At 60.3% G+C, this 16,848-nt stretch carries 15 protein-coding genes; 5 read left to right on the top strand and 10 right to left on the bottom strand.

What is annotated here, in order from left to right:
* Nucleotides 1-418: 418 nt before the first annotated feature.
* The 6 genes from cysG to CKW25_RS11500 are packed head-to-tail and all read right to left on the bottom strand — an operon-like array spanning nucleotide 419 to nucleotide 7,917.
* Complete coding sequence (cysG, locus tag CKW25_RS11525) at nucleotides 419-1,813, bottom strand: siroheme synthase CysG (protein ID WP_095079303.1); 1,395 nt, start codon at nucleotides 1,811-1,813, stop codon at nucleotides 419-421.
* Nucleotides 1,814-3,094 carry a serine--tRNA ligase gene (gene serS / locus CKW25_RS11520; protein WP_095079302.1) on the bottom strand — a complete coding sequence of 427 codons (1,281 nt, stop codon included), beginning with the start codon at nucleotides 3,092-3,094 and terminating at the stop codon, nucleotides 1,814-1,816.
* A gap of 16 nt (nucleotides 3,095-3,110) precedes the next feature.
* A complete protein-coding gene (gene crcB, locus CKW25_RS11515) occupies nucleotides 3,111-3,485 on the bottom strand; it encodes a fluoride efflux transporter CrcB (protein WP_095079301.1) in 375 nt (124 codons plus the stop codon).
* Complete coding sequence (locus CKW25_RS11510; RefSeq protein WP_095079300.1) at nucleotides 3,482-4,807, bottom strand: replication-associated recombination protein A; 1,326 nt, start codon at nucleotides 4,805-4,807, stop codon at nucleotides 3,482-3,484. Before CKW25_RS11510 ends, crcB begins: the two co-directional genes overlap by 4 nt.
* A gap of 22 nt (nucleotides 4,808-4,829) precedes the next feature.
* On the bottom strand, nucleotides 4,830-5,453 hold the full coding sequence (gene lolA / locus CKW25_RS11505; RefSeq protein WP_095079299.1) for an outer membrane lipoprotein chaperone LolA: 624 nt from the start codon (nucleotides 5,451-5,453) through the stop codon (nucleotides 4,830-4,832).
* 58 nt (nucleotides 5,454-5,511) lie between these two features.
* Nucleotides 5,512-7,917, bottom strand: coding sequence for a DNA translocase FtsK (locus CKW25_RS11500; protein ID WP_095079298.1), 2,406 nt, complete (start codon nucleotides 7,915-7,917; stop codon nucleotides 5,512-5,514).
* Between the two features lie 306 nt (nucleotides 7,918-8,223).
* On the opposite strand from CKW25_RS11500, the gene trxB reads away from it, so the two are divergent.
* From trxB to infA, 4 genes are all read left to right on the top strand, one after another.
* The gene (gene trxB, locus CKW25_RS11495; protein WP_095079297.1) at nucleotides 8,224-9,174 is read left to right on the top strand and encodes a thioredoxin-disulfide reductase; all 951 of its coding nucleotides are present in this window, start codon (nucleotides 8,224-8,226) and stop codon (nucleotides 9,172-9,174) included.
* A gap of 61 nt (nucleotides 9,175-9,235) precedes the next feature.
* Nucleotides 9,236-9,916 (top strand): leucyl/phenylalanyl-tRNA--protein transferase, encoded by a 681-nt coding sequence (gene aat, locus CKW25_RS11490; protein WP_095079296.1) that lies wholly within the window; start codon nucleotides 9,236-9,238, stop codon nucleotides 9,914-9,916.
* 58 nt (nucleotides 9,917-9,974) lie between these two features.
* A complete protein-coding gene (locus CKW25_RS11485) occupies nucleotides 9,975-10,682 on the top strand; it encodes an arginyltransferase (protein ID WP_095079295.1) in 708 nt (235 codons plus the stop codon).
* 111 nt (nucleotides 10,683-10,793) lie between these two features.
* Complete coding sequence (infA, locus tag CKW25_RS11480; protein ID WP_002553999.1) at nucleotides 10,794-11,012, top strand: translation initiation factor IF-1; 219 nt, start codon at nucleotides 10,794-10,796, stop codon at nucleotides 11,010-11,012.
* A 24-nt stretch (nucleotides 11,013-11,036) separates the two neighbouring features.
* Here infA and CKW25_RS26205 read toward each other — a convergent pair whose 3' ends face one another.
* From CKW25_RS26205 to clpS, 3 genes are all read right to left on the bottom strand, one after another.
* Nucleotides 11,037-11,444 carry a hypothetical protein gene (locus CKW25_RS26205; RefSeq protein ID WP_143497303.1) on the bottom strand — a complete coding sequence of 136 codons (408 nt, stop codon included), beginning with the start codon at nucleotides 11,442-11,444 and terminating at the stop codon, nucleotides 11,037-11,039.
* 793 nt (nucleotides 11,445-12,237) lie between these two features.
* Nucleotides 12,238-14,508, bottom strand: a complete 2,271-nt coding sequence (clpA, locus tag CKW25_RS11475; protein WP_095079294.1) for an ATP-dependent Clp protease ATP-binding subunit ClpA — start codon at nucleotides 14,506-14,508, stop codon at nucleotides 12,238-12,240.
* A gap of 29 nt (nucleotides 14,509-14,537) precedes the next feature.
* Nucleotides 14,538-14,900: an ATP-dependent Clp protease adapter ClpS gene (gene clpS / locus CKW25_RS11470; protein WP_095079293.1), complete on the bottom strand. Its 363-nt coding sequence runs from the start codon at nucleotides 14,898-14,900 to the stop codon at nucleotides 14,538-14,540.
* Between the two features lie 227 nt (nucleotides 14,901-15,127).
* Between clpS and cspD the strand changes: the two genes are divergently transcribed.
* Nucleotides 15,128-15,382, top strand: coding sequence for a cold shock domain-containing protein CspD (gene cspD / locus CKW25_RS11465; RefSeq protein ID WP_095079626.1), 255 nt, complete (start codon nucleotides 15,128-15,130; stop codon nucleotides 15,380-15,382).
* A gap of 80 nt (nucleotides 15,383-15,462) precedes the next feature.
* On the opposite strand, the gene icd is transcribed toward cspD, so the two are convergent.
* Complete coding sequence (icd, locus tag CKW25_RS11460; RefSeq protein ID WP_095079292.1) at nucleotides 15,463-16,719, bottom strand: NADP-dependent isocitrate dehydrogenase; 1,257 nt, start codon at nucleotides 16,717-16,719, stop codon at nucleotides 15,463-15,465.
* Between the last annotated feature and the right edge of the window lie 129 nt (nucleotides 16,720-16,848).

Raw genomic sequence — 16,848 nt, 5'->3', positions numbered from 1 at the left:
GGTGGCGCCGCACGTACTCAAACGCACGTTCGATGTCACGGCGGTCAATCAAGTGTGGTGTGGGGGCGTGACGTAGATCAAAGTCGGTAAGCGGTGGCTGTACTTCGCAGCGGCTCTGGATTTGTACGTATGCAGGATCGTGGCCTGGTCACTGTCGATGATCGCTGATGCCATGCTGACCTGCGAAGCCCTGCGATGGGCTCTCTGGCTTGCACTATGCGGTGTTCACGACATGACTTTTCGTGCCCTGCCTGGGACAACGCTCCAATGGAGCGTTTCGTTGAAAGTTTGAAATCAGAGTGGGCACCCGAGACAGGCTACGAATCGAACATGAGGCCCGGATGGATGTGCGAAACCTTGACCGGCGTCCAAATCTCTCGACCCGTTCAGCTTGCCCGCGATGAAGACGACACAGTCTTCAGACCTGCGACTGTGCCCCTTCAAACCACGCCAGCTTCTCGCGAAGCTGCACCACCTCTCCCACAATCACCAGGGTCGGCGCATGCACTTCATGCTCCGCCACCAGTTGCGGCAGGTTGGCCAGCGTGCCAGTGAAGACGCGCTGGTTGGGGGTGGTGCCCTGCTGGATCAATGCCGCCGGCGTGTCCGCCGAACGACCGTGCCGGATCAGCTGTTCGCAGATGATCGGCAACCCCACCAGGCCCATGTAGAACACCAGGGTTTGCGCCGGTGCGACCAGGTCGCTCCATGGCAAATCCGTGCTGCCGTCTTTCAGGTGGCCGGTAATGAAACGCACCGATTGCGCGTAATCGCGGTGGGTCAGCGGAATCCCGGCATACGCCGCGCAACCGCTGGCCGCCGTGATACCCGGCACCACCTGGAACGGGATGCCCTGGGCCGCCAGTTCCTCGATCTCTTCGCCGCCACGGCCGAAGATGAATGGATCTCCGCCTTTCAACCGCACCACGCGCTTGCCCTGCCTGGCCAGATCCACCAATTGCTGGTTGATCTGGTCTTGCGGGACGGCGTGATCGGCGCGGCGTTTGCCGACGTAGACCCGCTCGGCATCGCGACGGCACAGTTCAAGAATCGCCGGGGCCACCAGACGGTCATACAGCACCACGTCCGCCTGCTGCATCAGGCGCAAGGCGCGGAAGGTCAGCAGATCCGGGTCACCCGGCCCTGCGCCCACCAGATACACCTCACCGGTCGCGCGGGCAGACTCACCGTTGATCTTGGCCTGCAGCAAACGCTCGGCTTCGGCACCCTGCCCGGCCAACTGGCGATCGGCAATCGGCCCCTGGAACACCTCTTCCCAGAACGCCCGACGCTGCTGGACATCCGGAAACAACCCTTTGACCTGATGGCGAAAGCGCGCCGCCAGCCCGGCCAGTTGGCCGTAGGTCGAAGGAATCCAGGTTTCCAGCTTGGCCCGGATCAACCGCGCCAGCACGGGCGCGTCGCCACCGCTGGACACCGCGATCACCAACGGCGAACGGTCGACGATCGCCGGGAAGATCACGCTGCACAGCGCCGGCGCATCCACCACGTTGACCGGCACACAACGCCGATGAGCATCCTGGGAGACTTGCGCATTCAGCGACTCGTCGTCGGTGGCGGCAATGATCAGCCCGCAACCGTCGAGGTCCGACTCAAGATAGCCACGCGCCACCAGCTCGCCGCCGCTGCCTTGCACCAACTCACGCAGCTGGGCTTCGATCTCGGGTGCAACGACCCGCAACAGCGCGCCGGCGTCGGCCAGTAGACGGGATTTGCGCAAGGCAATCTCCCCTCCACCGACGACCAGCACACGGCGCCCGCGCAGGTTGTGAAACAGCGGCAGGAATTCCATTTAGCCGATGACCTCGAGACCGCCCATGTAAGGCTTGAGGACTTCCGGCACACGGATCGAGCCGTCGGCCTGCTGATAGTTCTCCAGCACCGCCACCAGGGTACGGCCAACCGCCAGGCCAGAACCGTTCAGGGTGTGCACCAGCTCCGGCTTGCCGGTTTCCGGGTTGCGGAAACGCGCTTGCATGCGACGGGCCTGGAAATCGCCGCAGTTGGAGCACGACGAAATCTCGCGGTACTTGTCCTGGCTCGGGATCCACACTTCCAGATCGTAGGTCTTGACCGCGCTGAAGCCCATGTCGCCGGTGCACAGGGCCAGGGTACGGTATGGCAGCTCGAGCAATTGCAAGACTTTTTCCGCGTTGGCGGTCAGGCCTTCCAGGGCTTCCATCGAAGTCGATGGCTCGACGATCTGGACCATTTCGACCTTGTCGAACTGGTGCTGGCGGATCATTCCGCGGGTGTCACGACCCGAGGCACCGGCTTCACTGCGGAAGCACGGGGTGTGGGCCACGAACTTGATCGGCAGCTGCTTGGCGTCGACGATTTCGCCCGCCACGATGTTGGTCAGCGACACTTCGGCGGTCGGGATCAGGTACAGGTCGGCCTCGCCTTCGCGAGCGATCTTGAACAGGTCTTCCTCGAACTTTGGCAACTGGCCGGTGCCCTGCAAGGCAGGCGCCTGGACCAGATAAGGCGTATAGGCCTCTTCATAACCGTGTTCGGTGGTGTGCAGGTTGATCATGAACTGCGCCAGGGCGCGGTGCATGCGGGCAATTGGCCCACGCAGCAGGGCGAAACGGGCGCCGGACAGCTTGGCGGCGGTTTCGAAGTCCAGCCAGCCGAATTTCTCGCCCAGCGCGACGTGGTCCTTGACCTCGAAGTCGAAGGCAGTCGGCGTGCCCCAGCGACGCACTTCGACGTTGCCGTCCTCGTCATCGCCCACCGGTACCGATTCGTGCGGCAGGTTCGGGATACACAGCAGGATCGCATCCAGTTCAGTCTGGATCGCATCCAGCTCGACTTTGCCGGCACCCAGCTCGTTCGCCATGCGCTCGACGTCCGCCATCAGCGGCGCGATGTCTTCGCCGCGCTGCTTGGCCTGACCGATGGATTTGGAGCGCGCATTACGTTCGGCCTGCAGTGCTTCGGTGCGGGTCTGGACGATCTTGCGCTGTTCTTCCAGCGCTTCGATGCGCGCAACATCCAGCACAAAGCCACGGGATGCCAGGCGGTCCGCTACGTCCTGAAGGTTGCTACGTAACAGTTTGGAATCGAGCATGTCGGTCTCTCGTTTATCAAAGTTTGGTCAGGGACAGGCCAGCCCAGGTCGCGAGCAGCCCGCCGAATACGCTGATGGCCGCATAGCCCAGGGCCAGCGGCACTTGCCCGCTTTCCAGCAAACGCACCGTATCCAGTGAAAAGGATGAAAAAGTCGTCAGCCCTCCGAGGAAGCCGACGATCAACCCGGAGCGCACCTCGAACGATACCTCCGGACGAATCAGAAACAGGCCGTACAGCACGCCGATCAGCAGACAGCCCACGATATTAACGGCCAGCGTCGCGGTATAGAAGTGCCGCGGCCAATTGGCGTTGATCCAGTTACCGGTGGCGAACCGCAGCAAGGTGCCGGCAACGCCTCCGACGGAGACCGCAACAATCAGTGCAATCAAGGCTTTCTCCGCTGTCGGGGGCTCAGGCGGTCCAGCTGGGCGAGGTGATTGAGCTTCTCGCCGATCTTCAGTTCCAGGCCCCGGGGCACCGGCCGGTAGAACGCTTGCGGCTCGAGCGCTTCCGGGAAATAGTCTTCGCCGGCCGCATAGGCGTCCGGCTCATCGTGGGCGTAACGGTACTCGTCACCGTAGCCGAGCTGCTTCATCAGCTTGGTCGGGGCGTTGCGCAAATGCAGCGGGACTTCCAGCGAGCCGTGTTCGGCGGCACTGCGCATGGCGGCCTTGAACCCCATGTACACCGCGTTGCTTTTCGGCGCACACGCCAGGTAAGTGATCGCCTGCGCCACGGCCAACTCGCCTTCGGGGCTGCCAAGGCGCTCCTGCACATCCCAGGCCGCCAGGCACAGGCTCAGCGCGCGGGGGTCGGCATTGCCGATGTCTTCGCTGGCCATGCGCACCACGCGCCGGGCCAGGTACAATGGGTCGCAACCACCGTCGAGCATGCGCGCGAACCAGTACAACGCGCCGTCCGGATTGGAACCGCGCACCGATTTGTGCAAGGCCGAAATCTGGTCGTAAAACGCCTCGCCGCCCTTATCGAAACGGCGTCGGGTATCACCGAGCAGGCTTTGCAGCAGATCGATACCGATCTCGCTGTGGTCTTCGGCCAGGTCCGAGGCGTTTTCCAGCAGGTTGAGCAGACGCCGGCCATCGCCATCGGCGGCGGACAGCAGCATCTGGAAACCTTCGTCGCTGAGGCTCAGCTGTCGCTTGCCCAGGCCCCGCTCCTCGGTCAGTGCACGCTGCACCAGCTTGTTCAGCGCGGCCTCATCGAGGCTCTTGAGCACGTAGACCCGCGCACGGGACAGCAAGGCGTTGTTCAACTCGAAGGACGGGTTTTCGGTGGTCGCGCCAATGAAAATCAGCGTGCCGTCTTCGACATACGGCAGGAAGGCGTCCTGTTGCGACTTGTTGAAGCGATGCACTTCGTCGACGAACAGAATCGTGCGGCGGCCATACTGCCCGGCCTGCTGCTTGGCCACATCCACCGCCTGGCGGATCTCCTTGACCCCGGCCAGTACGGCCGAGACCGTTTCAAAGTGCGCGTCCGAGACTTCCGCCAGCAGCCGCGCCAAGGTGGTTTTACCCACCCCCGGCGGCCCCCAGAAAATCATCGAGTGCAGGGCACCCTGCTCCAGCGCCTCACGCAATGGCTTGCCGCGGGCCAACAGGTGTTCCTGACCGACGTACTCGTCCAGATTGGCCGCACGCAGACGGGCGGCCAGGGGTTGAGCGATCGGGGCACTGCGAAACAGATCCATCACGTACGTTTGAAACCTCTGTTTATTCCTGGATCACGTCAGCACCCTTGGGGATGTCGAACTTGAACTTGGACGCAGGGATCGGCTCGTTGGCCTTCACCCCAGTGAACAGGATATTGGTACGCTGGCCGACACTGTCGATCAACTGCATGTCATTGACCAGGCCATTACGGAACGACAGGCGCAGGTTGTCGAACAGGGTGTCCTTGGTTTTCGGCTTGAGCGTGAAGTCGATCACGCCACCGGCTTCCTTGGAGCTGATGTCGAAGCTCTGGCTGATCTTCGACACATCGCCGGAGAGCAACAGGGCGGGCGTCTGGGTCAGGCGTTGGTCGAGGGTCTTGATGGTGACCTGCTCCAGGTCCGGGTCCCACAGGGAGACTTTCTTGCCATCAGACACCATCAGTTGTTCCTGTGGCGCGTCGGTATGCCAGTAGAACAGGCCCGGGCGCTGCAGCGACATCTGGCCGGTGGTTTCCTGCAACTGGGTGCCGGTGCCATCGAGGGTCAACTGGGAAAAACGTGCAGTCAGGGTTTGCGACTTTTCGAGCAACTGGGTCAGGCGTGCCACGTCCTTGTCATCGGCATGGGCCGAGAGTGTGGTTAAAGCCAGTACCGGTAACAGCAACATGCGGATAAGACGCATGGGAGTCCTCTTGGATATTCGTGTGAATGGCGCGCCGCGTGAACTCACGCGGCACTGATCAGTCGCGCACCGGGCCCGGGGCCAGAACTTCACGTGAACCGTTGGTATTCATGGAGGTTACGACCCCGGCCATCTCCATGGCCTCGATCATGCGGGCCGCGCGGTTGTAACCGATCTTGAGCTTGCGTTGCACCGCCGAGATCGACGCACGGCGGCTTTCCAGTACGAACTGCACGGCTTCGTCGTAGAGCGCATCGGTTTCAGCGTCATCGTCGCCGCCGCCGCTGCCGCCTTCAAAGCCGCTACCCGCCTCTTCGACACCGTTGAGGATGTCATCGTTGTACTCCGGGGCGCCGCGCAGTTTCCAGGCTTCGACCACCCGATGCACTTCATCGTCGGACACGAACGCGCCGTGAACCCGAATCGGCAGGCTGGTACCCGGCGGCATGTAGAGCATGTCGCCGTGGCCCAGCAGTTGCTCGGCGCCGCCCTGGTCGATGATGGTCCGCGAGTCGATCTTGCTCGATACCTGGAACGCCATGCGGGTCGGAATGTTGGCCTTGATCAGGCCGGTGATCACGTCCACCGACGGACGCTGGGTCGCCAGGATCAAGTGAATGCCGGCCGCCCGCGCCTTCTGGGCGATACGGGCGATCAGTTCCTCGACCTTCTTGCCGACGATCATCATCATGTCGGCGAATTCGTCGACCACCACCACGATGGTCGGCAGCTTCTTCAGCAGCGGCGCTTCGTCGTGGATGCTCTCGCGGTTGTACAGCGGGTCGGTCAGCGGTGTGCCGGCGTCCTCGGCGTCCTTGACCTTCTGGTTGAAGCCGGCCAGGTTACGCACGCCCATCTTCGCCATCAGTTTGTAGCGCCGCTCCATCTCGGCCACGCTCCAGCGCAGGGCGTTGGCCGCGTCCTTCATGTCGGTCACCACCGGGCACAGCAGGTGCGGAATGCCTTCGTAGATCGACAATTCAAGCATTTTCGGGTCGATCATGATCAGCTTGGCGTCTTCCGGGCCCGACTTGAACAGGATCGACAGGATCATCGCGTTCACCCCCACCGACTTACCGGAACCGGTGGTACCGGCCACCAGCAGGTGAGGCATCTTGGCCAAGTCGGTGATCACCGGCTTGCCGCCGATATCATGCCCCAGGGCCAGGGTCACCGGCGACTTGGCGTTGTCGTATTCCGGGGTCGACAGCACTTCGGAGAAACGCACGATCTGGCGGTCTTCGTTCGGGATCTCGATACCGACCGTGGTCTTGCCCGGGATCACTTCCACGACCCGCACGCTGGTCACCGCCAGTGAACGGGCAAGGTCCTTGGCCAGGTTGGAAATACGGCTGACCTTGACCCCCGCCGCCGGCTGGATTTCGTAACGGGTAATCACCGGGCCCGGATGGATCGAGTCCACGGTGACTTCGACGCCGAATTCCTTGAGTTTGATTTCCAGCAGGTGGCCGACCGCCGCCAGCGACTCGGGGGAATAGTTGAGTTGTTTCTTTTCCGCCGGGTCGAGGATCGAGATCGGTGGCAAGGTGCCTTCCACGGCACTGTCGACGAACAGCGGCGCCTGCTTCTCTTTTTCCACGCGCTTGCTCGGTGCCGGCGGCTTCGGCGGCGCGGGCAGGATCACGGGCGGCACCTGTTTTTCGCGCTCGGACATGTGCTTGCTCAGGGCCTGTTCACGCTCGATCAGGCGCTCCTTGACCTTGGCCTGCTCGCGTTTGTCGGTGACGGTTGGCGCCACCACATCGTGCACCCGGTCATCGACTTCACGCAGCTGCGCAACCAGTTGCTTGCGCTCGGTGCGCGCCGCCCACCAGCGATTGGCGGCGCCCTGGAACACCTCGAACAGGTCGAGGGTGATCTTGCCGGTCAGGTCCATCACCTTGAACCATGACAGGTCGGTGAACACGGTCAGGCCGAACAGGAACAGGGCAATGAACATCAGGGTGCTGCCCTGGATGTTCAGCGCGTTCCGCGCCAGATCCCCCAGGCTTTCCCCCAGCGCGCCACCGGCGCCCGCCGGCAGCCCGGTCGGAGCATGGAAATGGATGTGAGCCAGGGCTGCGCCCGACAACACCAGGAACACCAGGCCGATCAGGCGCCAGGAGAACAGCCAGCCACTCCACTGCCACGGCTCGTGGCGCTGGCGGAAGATCTGGTAGGTCTTGACCGCCAGCAACAGCGGGAAGATGTAGGCGAAGTAACCCAGCACCATGAACAGGATATCGGCGCTGTAGGAGCCGGCCGGCCCGCCGAAGTTCTGCACATCGTCAATCTTGCTGTTGTGGCTCCAGCCCGGATCGTCCTTGCCGTAGGTCAGCAAGGCCATCATCAGGAACAGGCACAAGGCGCCAATGGCGATCAGCGCACCTTCCTTGAGCCGGTAGTGCAGGTGCTGACGCCAGAGCGGAACGACTGTTTTAGGTGCTGCGGTGGATTTCTTCAAAACGCTTCTTTTCCTGCGCCCTTGGCGCGTCCATCTGTTGAAAGACTATAAAACTGCCCAATCCAGGCAGGTAAAAAAGTGAACAGGCGCAACTGGGACTACTTTTAACACTGCACTCGGGCTTTTATAAACACGGCATGCACTGCTTTTTTTGATAAATACACTGTAACAGCCCGGTATTGTACGGGTTTGTGCGTCCGATGCCATGCTTCAAGCCTTTGGCTACAGCATAGCCAAAAGCACCGTGCGCGCGCGTCAATTGGAGCATGCATTCTCTTTTGTGACAAAGGCTTATGAGGTGTTTTTATGAGCGAACCCAAGCATTCACGCCTGATCATTCTGGGCTCCGGCCCCGCCGGTTACAGCGCCGCCGTTTATGCCGCCCGCGCCAACCTCAAACCCGTTGTCATCACCGGTATACAAGCTGGCGGCCAACTGACCACCACGGTCGAAGTCGACAACTGGCCCGGGGACGTCGAAGGCCTCACCGGCCCGGTACTCATGGAGCGCATGCAAAAGCATGCCGAGCGCTTTGACACCCGGATCGTCTACGACCACATCCACACCGCCAAGTTGCAGCAGCGTCCATTCGAACTCATCGGCGACAGCGGCACCTACACCTGCGACGCACTGATCATCGCCACCGGCGCCTCGGCCCAATACCTGGGCCTGCCTTCGGAAGAGGCCTTCGCCGGCAAGGGGGTTTCGGCCTGCGCCACCTGCGACGGTTTTTTCTATCGCAACCAGGTAGTCGCGGTGGTCGGCGGCGGCAATACCGCCGTTGAAGAGGCGCTGTACCTGTCCAACATCGCCAAAGAAGTTCACCTGATTCACCGCCGCGACAAACTGCGCTCGGAGAAGATCCTGCAGGACAAACTGTTCGAAAAGGCCGCACAGGGTAATATCCACCTGCACTGGAACCAGAACCTGGACGAGGTGTTGGGCGACGCCAGCGGCGTCACCGGCGCCCGCCTGCGTGACAGCAACACTGGCGAAACCCGCGAACTGCCGCTGGCGGGCGTGTTCATCGCCATTGGCCACAAACCCAATACGGACCTGTTCCAGGGCCAGCTGGAGATGCATAACGGCTACCTGCGGGTGCAGGGCGGCAGCGAAGGCAATGCGACCGCCACCGAAATCAACGGCGTGTTTGCCGCCGGCGATGTCGCCGACCACGTGTACCGCCAGGCAGTGACCTCCGCCGGTGCCGGTTGCATGGCCGCGCTGGACGCTGAAAAATACCTCGACGACAACTGAATCAGAGCCATGGCGGCCGGCCGGACCTGCCGCCGCCCTCCTCTTCTGTAAGCTGGATGCCATGCTGACCTGGTTACAACGCGACTCCCTGAAATTCCCGCCGCTGGAAAAAGCCATGCGCGAGCCCAACGGCCTCCTTGCCGCTGGCGGCGACCTGTCCGCCGATCGACTGATCCACGCCTATCGCCACGGCTGTTTTCCCTGGTTCTCGGAAGGCCAACCGATTCTCTGGTGGTCTCCCGACCCGCGTACCGTGCTGTTTCCCGACGAACTGCATGTTTCTCGCAGCCTCGCCAAACTGCTGCGACAACAACGCTACCAGGTCACCTTCGACCAGGACTTCACCGCGGTTATCAGCGCCTGCGCCGCACCACGGGACTACGCCGACGGCACCTGGATCACCGACGCCATGCAAAGCGCCTACACCGAACTCCATGCCCGCGGCCACGCCCACTCCGTGGAAGTCTGGGATCAAGGCGTCTTGGTGGGCGGTCTCTATGGCCTGGCGATGGGGCAACTGTTTTTTGGCGAGTCGATGTTCAGCTGCGCCGACAACGCCTCCAAGTTCGGCTTTGCCACCCTCGTCAACCACCTCAAGGACGCGGGCTTTGTGCTGATCGACTGCCAGATGCCCACCGGCCACCTGCACAGCCTGGGTGCCCGCTCGATCCCGCGCCGGGAGTTTGCCGGCTACCTGGCGCAGCATCTCGATCTACCCAACCGCGCCACATGGGTTTGCTAGGCGCCTTTGGCGCCCGTGGCTTACACTTAATTGAACAGCAAATCCCGAGGGTTGATTCATGACCGAGTTGGCGCGCCTCAAGTTTTATGCCACTCAGCCCCACTCTTGCAGCTACCTGCCAGAGGAACAGGCGACGACGCTGTTTCTCGACCCTAGCCAGCCCATGGATGTGCATGTCTATGCAGACCTGTCGGAAATGGGCTTTCGTCGCAGTGGCGACCACCTGTACCGACCTCATTGCCAGAACTGCAATGCGTGTGTGCCTGCGCGCATTCCCGTCGCGCAATTCAGCCCAAACCGGCAACAGAAACGCATTTTCAAGCGCAACGCCGACGTGCAGGTACGCCCGGCGAAACCCGGCTTCAGCGAGGAATACTTCGACCTGTACCAACGCTACATTGAACAGCGCCACGCCGACGGCGACATGTACCCGCCCAGCCGTGACCAGTTCTCGACCTTCCTGGTCCGCGACCTGCCCTTTTCGCGCTTCTATGAATTCCGCCTCGAAGGTCGCCTGCTGGCTATCGCCGTGACCGACTTGCTGCCCAACGGCCTGTCCGCGGTATACACCTTCTATGATCCCGACGAAGAGCGCCGCAGCCTGGGACGTTATGCCATCCTCTGGCAAATCGGCGAAGCCCGGCGCTTGGGCCTTGATGCGGTGTACCTTGGATACTGGATCAAGAACTGCAAAAAAATGAGCTACAAGACCCAATATCGCCCCATAGAGCTGCTGATTAACCAGCGCTGGGTGGTCCTGAACTAGCCTGCTCCCTAAATCCCTTGGCTTGAACCCCACTTTTCGGGCACAATGCACGCCGCTTTTGCCTGGCGCAGTTGCACCGGGCCATTCATTGGATACCGAGGGCTTTACTGCATGTCGAAAGAAGACAGCTTCGAAATGGAAGGCACTGTCGTCGACACCCTGCCCAACACCATGTTTCGTGTGGAGTTGGAAAATGGGCACGTCGTAACCGCGCATATTTCCGGCAAGATGCGCAAGAACTACATTCGTATTCTTACCGGTGACAAGGTGCGCGTCGAGCTGACGCCCTATGACTTGAGCAAAGGGCGCATCACTTACCGCGCTCGCTAATCAAGTCAATACAAAACGCCCGGTTTATGCCGGGCGTTTTTGTTCGTCTGTTGTTTGCGTGATCGAGTACATATCCATTTCTGCGGTAACGGCTGCTGGCGGTTTCGCTTTTACAGCTTGGGCTGTGTGCATATCCGTTCCTGCGGTTACGGCCGCTGGCGGTTTCGCTTTTACAGCTTGGGCTGTGTGCATATCCGTTCCTGCGGTTACGGCCGCTGGCGGTTTCGCTTTTACAGGTTGAGCTGTGTACATATCCGTTCCTGCGGTTACGGCCGCTGGCGGTTTCGCTTTTACAGCTTGGGCTGTGTGCATATCCGTTCCTGCGGTTACGGCCGCTGGCGGTTTCGCTTTTACAGCTTGGGCTGTGTACATATCCGTTCTTGCGGTTACGGCCGCTGGCGGTTTCGCTTTTACAGGTTGAGCTGTGTACATATTCGTTCCTGCGGTTACGGCCGCTGGCGGTTTCGCTCTTACAGCGACTCACTTTTCCAAACGCCGAAAAGTAAGCAAAAGGCTTCGCCCCGGCGTACGGTACCTCGCCAAGGCTCGGTATTCCCTCGCTACGGTGCCCATCAGGGGGCATCGCCTCCGGTCTGCTTCGCGACGACCTCCTCTCGATGTGTTCGGCTTCGCCGAACGGCGCTACGCGCCTACCCCCTGATGGCCACCTACACTCGGCCTGCCGATGGGGCGAAAGAGCAAAAGCAAGATCAAAAGCCAAAGCCAAAGCCCCCCCCCCCCGCACAAACGAACTGAACACACCAACAATCAGGCCGGCCGGCAGGCCGCCTCGCTTTTGATTTGCCCGCCCCTTCGGGAGGCTGAGCGTAGGTATTCATCTGGGGATTGGCGCGCAGCGCCGTTCGACGCAGTCGAACACATCGCATGGAGGTGCAGCGAAGCAAACCGGAGGGCGATGCCCCCAGATGGATACCGGAGCGAAGGAACGCCGAGCCTTAGCGAGGGGCCGGACGCTCGGGGCGAAGACCTTTGCTTCCTTTGGGGCGTTTGCCAAAGGGAGTCGTCGTAAGGGCGAAACCGCCAGCGGCCTTAACCGCAGCAACGGATATGCACACCAACCAACACACAACCAGCTTTCACGGACGAGCGCGCACCCACAAACCGCCAGCGGCCTCAACCGCAGCACCGGATACACCCCCCCAACCGAGCAGACAGCAAAAAGGCGCCAACAGGCGCCTTTCGCTTTACAGCAGGTCAACAACCATCAGGCCATTTCAACCGTCGTCTCGAACTCGAAGGTCAGCTCGCCATCCTTGATGTCGATGTGCACCACACCGCCATGCTCGGCCAGTTCGCCAAAGAGAATCTCCTCCGCCAGCGGACGCTTGATCTTGTCCTGGATCAAACGAGCCATCGGTCGAGCCCCCATGGTCGCATCGTAACCACCGGCCGCCAGCCAGCTGCGAGCAGCATCGGTGACCTCCAGCAGCACACGCTTGTCTTCCAACTGCGCCTGAAGCTCGGTAAGGAACTTGTCCACCACACTCTTGATAACCTCATGGCTGAGGCGACCAAACTGGATAATGGTGTCCAGGCGGTTGCGGAACTCTGGCGTGAAGCTCTTCTTGATCACTTCCATCGCATCGGACGAGTGATCCTGATAGGTGAAGCCGATCGAGGCACGGGCCGCGGTTTCAGCACCGGCGTTGGTCGTCATGATCACGATCACGTTACGGAAGTCCGCCTTGCGCCCGTTGTTATCGGTGAGCGTACCGTGATCCATGACCTGCAGCAGCAGGTTGAAGACTTCCGGATGCGCCTTCTCGATTTCATCGAGCAACAACACGCAATGAGGCTGCCGGGTGATGGCCTCGGTCAACAGGCCACCCTGGTCGAACCCGACATAACCTGGAGGCGCACCGATCAGACGCGAAACGGTATGACGCTCCATGTACTCGGACATGTCGAAGCGAACCAGTTCGATCCCCATCGCCTTGGCCAACTGGCGGGCCGCTTCGGTTTTACCGACACCGGTAGGGCCGGCAAACAGGAACGAGCCCACAGGCTTGTCAGGCGACTTGAGGCCGGCACGGGACAGCTTGATCGCGGTAGACAGCGAGTCAATCGCCGCATCCTGACCAAACACCGTCAGCTTCAGATCACGCTCGAGGTTACGCAGCAGTTCCTTGTCGGAACTGGTCACGTGCTTAGGCGGAATCCGCGCGATTTTCGCGACGATGTCCTCGACCTGTGGCACTTCGATGCGTTTCACCCGCTTCTCGACCGGCTGCAAGCGCTGATACGCACCCGCCTCGTCGATGACGTCGATGGCCTTGTCCGGCATGTGCCGGTCGTTGATGTAGCGCGAAGCCAGTTCAGCTGCGGCGCGCAAGGCCTCATCACTGTATTCGATATTGTGATGGAGCTCGAAACGCCCTTTCAGGCCGCGCAGGATGCCGATGGTGTCTTCGACCGAAGGCTCCGATACATCGACTTTCTGGAAGCGTCGGGCCAGGGCACGGTCTTTCTCGAAGATTCCGCGAAATTCCTGGAACGTGGTCGAACCGATGCAGCGGATATCGCCCGACGACAGCAGCGGCTTGAGCAGGTTCGAGGCATCCATGACACCACCGGACGCTGCACCGGCACCAATGATGGTGTGGATCTCGTCGATGAACAGGATGGCCTGCGGACGTTTTTTCAGCTCATTGAGCAGCGCCTTGAAGCGCTTCTCGAAATCGCCGCGGTACTTGGTACCCGCCAGCAGGGCACCCAGGTCAAGGGAATACACCACGCTATTGGCCAACAGGTCAGGCACCTGATTGTCGACAATGCGCTTGGCCAGGCCTTCGGCAATCGCGGTTTTACCCACGCCAGCCTCGCCCACCAGCAGCGGATTGTTCTTGCGTCGACGCGCCAGAATCTGCGCAACGCGCTCAACTTCCATTTCGCGCCCGACCAATGGGTCGATGCGACCCTGGCGCGCCAGTTCGTTGAGATTGCTGGCGTAAGCATCCAGAGGGTTGCTGGAGGAAGAAGACTCTCCGCCCTCGTCGTCCTGCATATCTTGCTCACCCTCGGAGTGATCGCCATGCCCGGGCACTTTCGAGATGCCGTGGGCGATGTAGTTGACGACATCGATACGGGCAACGCTCTGCTGTTTAAGCAGGAACACGGCCTGACTCTCTTGCTCACTGAAGATCGCAACCAGCACGTTGGCGCCGGTCACTTCGCGTTTACCCGAGCTCTGTACATGGAAGACAGCACGTTGCAGTACACGCTGGAAGCCCAGGGTTGGCTGGGTTTCGCGATCCTCGTCGTGAACAGGAATCAAAGGCGTGGTGGAGTCGATGAACTCCTGCAGGTCATGCTTGAGTTTGTCGAGGTTTGCGCCGCAGGCACGCAAAACGGTGGCGGCTGCCTCATTATCCAATAGAGCCAACAGGAGGTGTTCGACGGTCATGAACTCATGACGTTTCGAACGCGCCTCCTTGAAGGCGAGATTGAGGGTGACTTCGAGCTCGCGGTTTAACATAGCTTCACCTCATACCCAAGTGGTCGGCGTTAACCGTCCTTCTCGATTTCACAGAGTAGCGGATGCTGGCTTTCCCTGGCGTACTGGTTGACCTGCATGGCCTTGGTCTCGGCGATGTCGCGGGTAAACAATCCACATACTGCCCGTCCTTCTGTATGGACGGCCAGCATTACCTTGGTCGCCAGCTCTCGATTCAGGTTAAAAAACACCTCGAGCACTTCGACGACGAAATCCATCGGCGTGTAGTCATCGTTGAACAAAACCACCTTGTACATCGGCGGCGCCTGCAGCGCAGGTTTTGCCTCCTGTACAGCAATGCCTGCGGAATCGTCGTCGTGTAAATCCGGGCGATCCTGATTGAATGTTAGTCGAATCTGGCTGATTGCATGCATGGAAAGAAAGGTTCGTCAGTTGAGCTGAATACAGTGGTGGGGGCGGCGCTAGAGCTTTTCAACTCCGAACACCTGGACGCCTTGACTATCGGTAAAACAGTGTTACAACCAATAGAGCCCACGATGGGTAAAAAAGGTCCTTGCCGTCGAATCCAATTATGGAGGATTTGACGAGGATTAACTGGATGATACTCCAGTGATGGAGTCTGTTGCAGAGGGATATGAGCATGGCAGTCGGCAAGGTGAAATGGTTCAACAATGCCAAGGGTTACGGTTTTATCAATGAAGAAGGCAAAACGGAAGACCTGTTTGCCCACTACTCCGCCATCAAGATGGAGGGCTACAAGACCCTGAAGGCCGGCCAACCGGTGATCTTCGAGATCATCCAGGGACCCAAGGGCTTGCATGCCGTCAACATCGACACCGCCAAGGAAACCCAAGCCGTCACCCAGGCAGAGCAGACCCACACCGCCACAGCGTAATCCGACAAGCATCCGATCATAAAAAAACCGGCCGGCTCAATCACTTGAGCCGGCCGGTTTTTTATTTGCTGCCGATCCGCTTACATATGCGAGATCAGTGCATCGCCAAACGCTGAAGAAGACAGCAAGGTGGCGCCTTCCATCAGACGTTCGAAGTCGTAGGTCACGGTCTTGGCCGAGATAGCGCCGTTGGTGCCCTTGATGATCAGGTCGGCCGCTTCGGTCCAGCCCATGTGGCGCAGCATCATTTCGGCAGACAGGATCAGCGAGCCCGGGTTCACCTGGTCTTTGCCGGCATACTTGGGCGCAGTACCGTGGGTCGCTTCAAACATGGCCACGGTGTCGGACAGGTTGGCACCTGGCGCAATACCGATACCACCGACTTCGGCCGCCAGGGCGTCGGACAGGTAGTCGCCGTTCAGGTTCAGGGTGGCAATCACATCGTACTCGGCCGGGCGCAGCAGGATCTGCTGGAGCATGGCATCGGCGATGGCGTCCTTGACGATGACATTCTTGCCGGTTTTCGGGTTCTTGAACTGCATCCACGGGCCACCGTCGAGCAGGGTGGCGCCGAACTCTTGCGCCGCCACTTCGTAGGCCCATTCCTTGAAGGCACCCTCGGTGAACTTCATGATGTTGCCCTTGTGGACGATGGTCAGCGAATCGCGATCATTGTCGACCACATACTGCAGGGCCTTGCGAGCCAGACGCTTGGTGCCCTCGAGGGAAACCGGCTTGACGCCGATGCCGCAGTTCTCGTCGAAACGGATCTTGGTGACGCCCATTTCTTCTTTAAGGAACTTGATGACCTTGGTCGCCTCCGGCGAGCCGGCCTTCCACTCGATACCGGCGTAGATGTCTTCCGAGTTCTCGCGGAAGATCGTCATGTCGACGTCGCCCGGCTTCTTGACCGGGCTAGGTACGCCTTCGAACCAGCGCACAGGGCGCAGGCACACATACAGGTCAAGCTGCTGGCGCATAGCAACGTTGAGGGAGCGGATACCGCCACCGACCGGCGTGGTCAGCGGGCCCTTGATGGAAACCACGTAATCCTTGACTGCGTCCAGGGTTTCCTGAGGCAGCCAGGTGTCCTGATCGTAAACCTGAGTCGCTTTTTCCCCGGCATACACTTCCATCCAGGAAATCTTGCGCTCGCCGCCGTAAGCCTTCTTAACAGCAGCATCGACAACCTTGATCATGACCGGGCTGATATCAACGCCAATACCATCCCCTTCAATGAACGGGATGATCGGGTTGTTAGGAACATTGAGAGAATGGTCTGCGTTGACGGTGATTTTGTCGCCGACTGCTGGAACCTGAATCTTCTTGTATCCCATGCTGAACTCCGTTGTGTGGATTGAACATCTGGCTGCGTCCGAGCGTACCCCAGTTGAATCTGGACGGGAACCTCATGTTCCACTCCCCGTTAGCGAAACCTGTGCAGTTCGCGGCCTACAAGCCTGAAA

The organism is Pseudomonas sp. Irchel s3h17, assembly GCF_900187505.1.
Classification (GTDB): domain Bacteria; phylum Pseudomonadota; class Gammaproteobacteria; order Pseudomonadales; family Pseudomonadaceae; genus Aquipseudomonas.
This window is presented reverse-complemented; position numbering and strand designations above follow the sequence as displayed.

Excerpts from the sequence above, each read along its gene's own strand:
- cysG (WP_095079303.1), bottom strand. The coding sequence starts at position 1,813 with ATGGAATTCCTGCCGCTGTTTCACAACCTGCGCGGGCGCCGTGTGCTG.
- serS (WP_095079302.1), bottom strand. The coding sequence starts at position 3,094 with ATGCTCGATTCCAAACTGTTACGTAGCAACCTTCAGGACGTAGCGGAC.
- CKW25_RS11510 (WP_095079300.1), bottom strand. The coding sequence starts at position 4,807 with ATGGATCTGTTTCGCAGTGCCCCGATCGCTCAACCCCTGGCCGCCCGT.
- lolA (WP_095079299.1), bottom strand. The coding sequence starts at position 5,453 with ATGCGTCTTATCCGCATGTTGCTGTTACCGGTACTGGCTTTAACCACA.
- trxB (WP_095079297.1), top strand. The coding sequence starts at position 8,224 with ATGAGCGAACCCAAGCATTCACGCCTGATCATTCTGGGCTCCGGCCCC.
- aat (WP_095079296.1), top strand. The coding sequence starts at position 9,236 with ATGCTGACCTGGTTACAACGCGACTCCCTGAAATTCCCGCCGCTGGAA.
- CKW25_RS11485 (WP_095079295.1), top strand. The coding sequence starts at position 9,975 with ATGACCGAGTTGGCGCGCCTCAAGTTTTATGCCACTCAGCCCCACTCT.
- infA (WP_002553999.1), top strand. The coding sequence starts at position 10,794 with ATGTCGAAAGAAGACAGCTTCGAAATGGAAGGCACTGTCGTCGACACC.
- CKW25_RS26205 (WP_143497303.1), bottom strand. The coding sequence starts at position 11,444 with ATGTACACAGCTCAACCTGTAAAAGCGAAACCGCCAGCGGCCGTAACC.
- clpA (WP_095079294.1), bottom strand. The coding sequence starts at position 14,508 with ATGTTAAACCGCGAGCTCGAAGTCACCCTCAATCTCGCCTTCAAGGAG.
- clpS (WP_095079293.1), bottom strand. The coding sequence starts at position 14,900 with ATGCATGCAATCAGCCAGATTCGACTAACATTCAATCAGGATCGCCCG.
- cspD (WP_095079626.1), top strand. The coding sequence starts at position 15,128 with ATGGCAGTCGGCAAGGTGAAATGGTTCAACAATGCCAAGGGTTACGGT.
- icd (WP_095079292.1), bottom strand. The coding sequence starts at position 16,719 with ATGGGATACAAGAAGATTCAGGTTCCAGCAGTCGGCGACAAAATCACC.